The organism is Microvirga vignae (genome assembly GCF_001017175.1).
GTDB classification, from domain to species: domain Bacteria; phylum Pseudomonadota; class Alphaproteobacteria; order Rhizobiales; family Beijerinckiaceae; genus Microvirga; species Microvirga vignae.
In genome coordinates this window covers 1-6866 of sequence record NZ_LCYG01000079.1, presented here as the reverse complement: position 1 = coordinate 6866, position 6866 = coordinate 1, and the positions used below count along the sequence as shown (strand labels likewise).

Below are 6866 nucleotides of genomic sequence, written 5' to 3'. Positions count from 1 at the left end.
CTTGCCCTTGTTAGTGATTTTCCAATCAACAGTAACTACACCGTGCCGGACCTCACATAATCCACTCAATCAGGTTTATCATCCTTCCCGCATACGCACTGTATACGTTGATATACCTTTCGTCGGGACGTCGCGCGAATTATTGAGGCTTCAAGGACGGGGTTCAATAGATCTCCGAGAGCAATCAAAGGTAGTTTGGTACCAATGGACATACTGCAATCTTTCAGAGAAGGCATGTCAAAGTCTATACAGCGGTCTATGCGAGAGCTTCTTGAGCGCATGCGAGAACCCGCATCTTCGTTAAAAGTACATCAGCACATTATTTCACTTCTCCAAAAGCCGAATCCCGTTGTCTTGGAAATCGGCTGCAACGACGGAACCGACACGCGACGTTTTCTCAGGCTGTGTCCGAAGGCTCAGCTCTACTGCTTTGAGCCGGACCCCCGAGCGGCTGCTCGCTTCAAGAAAAACATGGATCTGTATCTTGAGAAAGTGAAGCTATTTGAGATCGCGATCAGTGATCGAAATGGCAGGACCGATTTCCATCCAAGCAATGGAGATGGAAATGCGAAGGAATGGGATCTCTCTGGGTCAATACGCCGACCCAAGAATCATCTTGTGGAATATGATTGGGTCCGGTTTGATCATCCCATCTCGGTTGAAACTCGACGGCTAGATGACTGGTGCAGCGAAGCGAACCTGAACACGATCGATTTCATTTGGATGGATGTGCAGGGAGCCGAATCCGATGTCATCGCTGGCGGCAGACAGACCTTGAGCAAGACGCGCTTCATTTACACGGAATACAGCGACCGGGAGCTCTATGAAGGGCAGCTATCCCTGCAAGCGATTCTCGAGCTCTTACCTTCGTTCGAAGTGGCGAACCAATATCCCCGGGCAGTGGAAGGTGATGTATTGCTTAGAAACAGGGATTTTTAGAACAAGCTCGTTTCTGCTTCCCGCCTGCTGCAGCCCTCCCCATCCTCAATTAGAGAGTCCATAAACGGTTGGATTAGGTCAATCGCGTTGACCATAGGTCTTTCGAAGGAACTCGGCGAGTTTGATATAGTCGGAGAGTTGCAACTTATTGTCCATCACAGCCTCCACCGCACCTGAGGACGCATGCAATGACCTCCTCTTTCTTGCCGTTCTTGAGGGACGCATCTTGCGGTCGAAGCAGCCGCGTGATTGGCGCACGTCAGACGCTGTCGTCAGCGATCGTGATGCTAGCCAATTGGGCCGAATAACCTTCATAGCACCGAGCTCCAGAGCTGATGGGCCCTCTCAATTCTTCCCGTTCTTCCTGCGCCACTCGTAAATTTTGCTCTCGATGTACTTGAATTCGGTCGAACTGATATTTTCGTCATGCAGCATTCCGTAAGGATGGTAAAATTGATTGTTTCGATGGTACCCATTCACCCTATGGATACACTGAGACATGCGTTTTAAGGGCCTTGATCTCAATCTCCTCGTCGCGCTCGACGCTTTGACGACCGAGCGTAACCTCACGGCGGCGGCACGCAGCATCAACCTGAGCCAGCCAGCCATGAGCGCGGCCGTTGGCCGGTTACGCGCCTATTTCCGCGATGAGCTATTCACGATGAGGGGCCGCGAACTTGTCCTAACACCGCGTGCGGCAGGGCTCGCCCCCGCAGTTCGCGAGGCTCTGCTGCACATCCAGCTCTCCATCATTTCCTCGGACCGGTTCAACCCAGCCCAATCGGAGCGCCGCTTTAGGATCATCCTTTCCGATTTCATGACACTCGTATTTTTTAGAAAGGTCGTGGAGCGTGTTGCCCGGGAAGCTCCCGCCGTCAGCTTCGAGTTGCTGCCTCTCGACGACGACCCCGATGAGCTTCTCCGGCGCGGCGACGTCGATTTTCTAATCCTTCCGGAAGTGTTCATGTCGAGCGCGCATCCTAGAGTGGCACTGTTCGACGAGAAACTTGTGTGCGTAGGCTGCCGCATGAACAAGCAGCTACCGCGGCAGCTTACATTCGAGAGATACATGTCGATGGGGCACGTTGCGGTCAAGTTCGGACGGACGCAGAAGCCCTCCATCGAGGAATGGTTTTTGCTCGAGCGCGGTCTCAAGAGACGTCTTGAGGTCGCGGTGGACAGCTTTAGCATGCTCCCACCCTTGGTATCAGGCACCAACCGTATAGCAACCATGCCCTTACGGCTGGTTGAGCATTTCGCAAAGACGATACCCCTGCGGATCGTCGAACTGCCGCTGCCATTTCCTGCATTCACCGAAGCTGTCCAATGGCCTGCCTTTCACAAGAATGATCCAGCAAGCATCTGGATGCGAGAGATGTTATTACACGAGGCATCCCACATGGCTTCCCCGCGTGAGACCACGGGATAGCTCAGGCATTCCTATACCACCTCGGCGTGATTGCCACCCCGCTGGATCTTGCGACGGCAGGCGATCTTCCCTTCGGCATCGAAGCCGACAAGGGGAAGACGTCTTTGCCGATGTCGACGCCTCTCCAGCGAGCGGGTGAGTTGACACCGGTCTGGGTGCCGGAATGAGGCTCATGAAGCCATACGTGACCTGATCCGCTTGCGCAGCACTGTGCGACAGCTGGTGACGCGGGCTCGTCAGCACCTGCAAGGCTTCCTGCTGCGGCACGGCCGCTCCCAAGGGTCTGCGAGAGCCCGGAGTGTGGCGTACCGCCGCTGGCTGTCGACACTCGCCTTCGACCATCCCGCCCAGCAGATTGCCTTTCAGGATTATGTCGATGCGGTCAGCAATGCGGAACGACGGCTCCAGCGGGTTGAGGAGCAGATCCACGCGCTTCTGGGCCAGTGGACTCTTTGTCCTGCCGTTGAGGCCCTGCAGGCTCTGCGCGGCATCGCTCTGATCGATGCTGTGGTGCTGGTCAATGAGGTCGGCGACTTCACCCGCTTTGCCAACCCGCGTCAGCTGATGGCGTATTTCGGCCTGGTGCAGGGGGAGCGCTCGACAGGCCGGACGGTGCGGCGGGGTGGCATCACCAAGACCGGCAACAGCCATGCCCGTCGAGCGCTGGTTGAAGGTGCCTGGGCCGATGGCATGAAGCCGCGGGTCGGTCGCCACAAGGTTGACCGGATCGAGGCCCTGTCTAAGCCAGTGCGCGAGATCGCCTGGAAAGCGCAAGTCCGGTTGTGTGCCCGATATCGGCGGCTGACCGTTCTGGGCAAGACCGCCAATGTGGTCACTGCCGCCATCGCGCGGGAGATGGTCGAATTTGTGTGGACGATTGCCTGCATGGTCCAGTTGCCAAAGGCCGCGTGAGCATCTTCCGCAACTATCCAGCAGGGGAGGATCACTGAACACAGAGCAGAACCCTCGGGGCGGTCCGTGGCGCTGGGGGTGGGACAATGCCGGGGAGCCCTCGTCTCCACTATGAGCCTGTGATGCTCACCCTCTAGAGCGAGCAGCCCCAAACGCAGCAAGGTCATGCGGGTCAACCCGCAGATGAGAGTTTGTTGACCGACGTTGGCGTCCCGCCTCCTGCACCATGGATCCGCCGTACACACGCCTCTGTCGTCGCGTCGACGCGACGGGCCGACGCTCCATGTCAAAACCCCTTGTCCACAATCATGAGAGTAGACCGTTGTTCCGAAGCGAGCGAGCTTCAGGCCCAAAATGAGAAGAAAATACCTGGCCAGAAAGGCAATATTGCCGTCGGCGCTTCGGTCTGGCGGTTATACTTCAAGGGTTACAGTAAGGGTTGAGGCAAAATAGCGTGGCACTCGGCACAAGCGGCTTTAACGATTCCAATGCGCTGGCGTCAACACATCATCGCAGCCTTTCCGCGACGTGCAAGTTCAAGAAGGTTTCGAACACTAGCGATTCTTTTGATAATCGGCCGAGTTTATCCCGTGGCGTTTCAATTTATCGTAGAAAGTTTTGCGAGGGATTCCAAGTGTTTCGATCACTTGTTGCATATCGCCGCGATGTTCCTGCAAGGCTTCGTGAATTACAGTTGCTTCGTAACGGCGCACCTTTTCAGCAAGACTTAGGCTTGGTGCAGTCACGCATTTTTGAGTCGATACAACCGAGGTTTCCAATTCCGGTTCGAGCCCCAGGGCGACACGGTCGGCAAAATGAACGAGTTCGCGAACATTGCCGGGCCACTTGTGGCCCATGAGATGGTCGCGCACGGCCGCGGTCATCTCCCGCACCGGCTGGCCGAAGCGTTTCGATGCACGCTCCAGGAAGTGGCCGAAAAGCGCCGGAATGTCTTCGGAGCGCTCGCGAAGCGGCGGGATGCGCAACGTCACTACGTTCAGCCGGAAATAGAGGTCTTCCCGGAAATCCCTGCGGGTCGCTGGATCGCCGAGATCGACCTTCGTCGCGGCGACGACACGAAGGTCGATGCTTCGGGTTTCATTGGTGCCGAGCGGCGTGATCTGCCGGGTTTCGAGCACCCTGAGCAGCTTCACCTGAAGCAGGGGCGGCATAGACTCGATTTCATCGAGGAAGAGCGTCCCACCGTTTGAATGCTCGATCCGCCCAATCCGGCGCCTCTGTGCTCCCGTGAAGGCGCCTGCCTCATGTCCGAAAAGCTCGCTCTCGATGACGCTTTCCGGGAGCGCGCCGCAATTCAACGCGACGAAGGGTTTCGCGTGCCGGTTGCTCCACCGGTGCAGCAGCGCGGCGACCACCTCCTTGCCGGTGCCTGTTTCACCTTCCACGAGGACGTCCACGTTGGTATCGGCGATTTGGCGAAGCGTTTTGCGCAGCCGCTTCATGGCCGGCGCCTCGCCGATGAGCGGCATATCGCCAGCGGATCGGGCGACCGCGTCCTTTAGACGCCTGTTTTCCAGAACCAGGTGCCGTTTCTCCGAAGCACGATGCAGCGTCTCTAGAAGTCGCTCCGTCGCATATGGCTTCGGGATGAAATCGTAGGCGCCGTCCTTGATGGCTGCGACGGCCAACTCGACATCGCCATGTCCGGTGATGAGGACGACTGGAATATCCGGATCGATCGCCTTCACCCGCTCGAAGAGCTGGAGTCCGTCCATTCCGGGCATGCGAATGTCGCTCACTACAAGCCCCTCGAAATCCTTATCTATCGTGGCGAGCGCCGTCTCGGCCGAGCGGAAAAGGATCGGAACGAAGCAGGCAAGCTCCAGCATCTGCTTGGCTGCCCGTAGCAGATCCTCGTCATCGTCCACAAAAATAACCCGTCCTTTTTCAGCACTCATGCCGCACGCCTCAGCTCGACCGTGAAGGAAGCCCCTTTGTCATGGTTCGTATCGAGCCGCAGTGAGCCGCCGAGCTCCCGCGCGATCTCTTCTGAAATGACCAGGCCAAGACCGAGGCCTTTTTCCTTATTGGTGGTGAACGGCATGAAAAGGTTCCGGCGGATGTCGGGGGCAAGGCCGGGACCGTTATCCCGAACGGAAATGGCAACCATTTCTTCCTTCGCGGTGAGCGCGATCTCGACCTGGGGCTCCGGTTGGTCCTCCAACGCGTCGAGCGCATTCTGAAGAAGGTTGACGAGGATCTGCTCCAACCGGATGCGGCTTGCCATCACCATTGGAGACGAGTCGGTCCGCGTTCGTTCGATCATCACCCCGGAATCGCGGATTCGGCCTGACAGGAGCGAAAGCGCACCATCAATCGCCTCTTCCGCTGGTAACGGCCATATCGCTCCGGTCGCGCGGCGGGAGAAGGACCGCAGCGTTTCTGTAATTGACCCGATCCTGCCGGTCATGGCGACGATCGAGCTCATATTCTCAGCGGTGTCTTGCGACCGGCCGTTCTGAAGAAGGCGCGCGGCACTTTCAGCATACGTTCGGATCGCTGCCACCGGCTGGTTGATCTCGTGGGCGACCCCGGCCGCGATCTGCCCAAGAATAGACAGCCGGTTTGCCTGGGCGAGTTCATCGCGCAGGCGGCGCACCCTCGCCTCGGCGTTCTCGCGCTCGGCGATCTCGTGGGCGAGCGCTTCGTTTGTGCGGCGGAGATCCGCCGTGCGCAGATTGACGCGGTACTCGAGTTCGGTATTCATGCGCGCAAGTGCTTCCTGCCGCTGTCGGATCGCCCGCCGCCGTCGGACAATGACGACAACGGCGAATCCAAGGAGAATGAGGGCAAGCAATGTCGTTACGCGGCCCGTTATTGCCGCCGATGAAATCTCAGCGTCAGCAGGAATGAGCAGGGAAAGACGCCAGCCCGGAACTGCTTTCCCAAGATCCTGCGAAACCGCAACGAAGCCGGCTGATCTGCCCGCAGGACTTGCGGTGACCATGTTGCCGCCACGCTGGGAAAGCGGCACCGGCTTGAAAGTCGCGCCTGATAGCTGCAGACGATCTCGGGTGGTTTCCGTCTCCTCTTCGGAAAGAGGTGAGAGAGCGCCAAAACGCCATTGGGGCACGCTCGTCGCAAGGACAGCGCCGCGCTCATCCGTCGTGAAGACCACGAAGCCGCTCTCCCTCCAGCTCGACTCGACCCGGTCGAGCTCCACCTTCACCACGACCACGCCGAGCGGACCCTCCGACCCATCAACCCGGCTCGCCAGGTATAGGCCCGGGCGCGCGCTGGTTGTGCCGAGCGCATATTGCGTGGCCGTGCCATTTGCCATCGCCTCGGTGAAGTAGTGGCGGTAGCGGTAGTCGTTGCCGACGAAACTGGTCGGCTCGCCGGCGTTGCTCGCGGCAATCGCTATGCCCTCGGTGTTGATGACATAGACCACGGAAGCCATGGCGTCGCGGGCAATGCCGCGAAGCTTGTCGTCGAGCGCGGCTTCCTTGGCAGGGCTCGGACTGCAAAACATCTCCTGAACCGCACCGTCGCGGGCCAGGATCAGCGGAATCAATCTCTGCTTCTCGACGTCCGCTTTCAAACTGTCGGCTGCAAGCGGGAGGGC

The 6866-nt window shown here is 58.3% G+C and carries 4 protein-coding genes and 1 pseudogene; 3 read left to right on the top strand and 2 right to left on the bottom strand.

Annotated elements, in window-relative coordinates; all coding sequences use genetic code 11:
• The first annotated feature begins 258 nt into the window (after positions 1-258).
• The 3 genes and pseudogenes from noeI to AA309_RS25095 all read left to right on the top strand — a co-directional run.
• The gene (gene noeI / locus AA309_RS25105) at positions 259-939 is read left to right on the top strand and encodes a 2-O-methyltransferase NoeI (RefSeq protein ID WP_047191765.1); all 681 of its coding nucleotides are present in this window, start codon (positions 259-261) and stop codon (positions 937-939) included.
• A gap of 499 nt (positions 940-1438) precedes the next feature.
• Positions 1439-2368: a LysR family transcriptional regulator gene (locus AA309_RS25100; protein ID WP_047191764.1), complete on the top strand. Its 930-nt coding sequence runs from the start codon at positions 1439-1441 to the stop codon at positions 2366-2368.
• Positions 2369-2539: 171 nt separating this feature from the next.
• Positions 2540-3280 (top strand): annotated as a pseudogene (locus AA309_RS25095) (transposase); the annotation flags it as partial.
• A 554-nt stretch (positions 3281-3834) separates the two neighbouring features.
• On the opposite strand, the gene AA309_RS25090 reads toward AA309_RS25095, so the two are convergent.
• Together AA309_RS25090 and AA309_RS25085 are read right to left on the bottom strand one after the other, a co-directional pair.
• Positions 3835-5199: a sigma-54-dependent transcriptional regulator gene (locus AA309_RS25090; RefSeq protein ID WP_047191763.1), complete on the bottom strand. Its 1365-nt coding sequence runs from the start codon at positions 5197-5199 to the stop codon at positions 3835-3837.
• On the bottom strand, positions 5196-6866 hold a 1671-nt coding region (locus tag AA309_RS25085), incomplete at its 5' end, for a sensor histidine kinase (protein ID WP_047191762.1). The genes AA309_RS25090 and AA309_RS25085, both read right to left, overlap by 4 nt.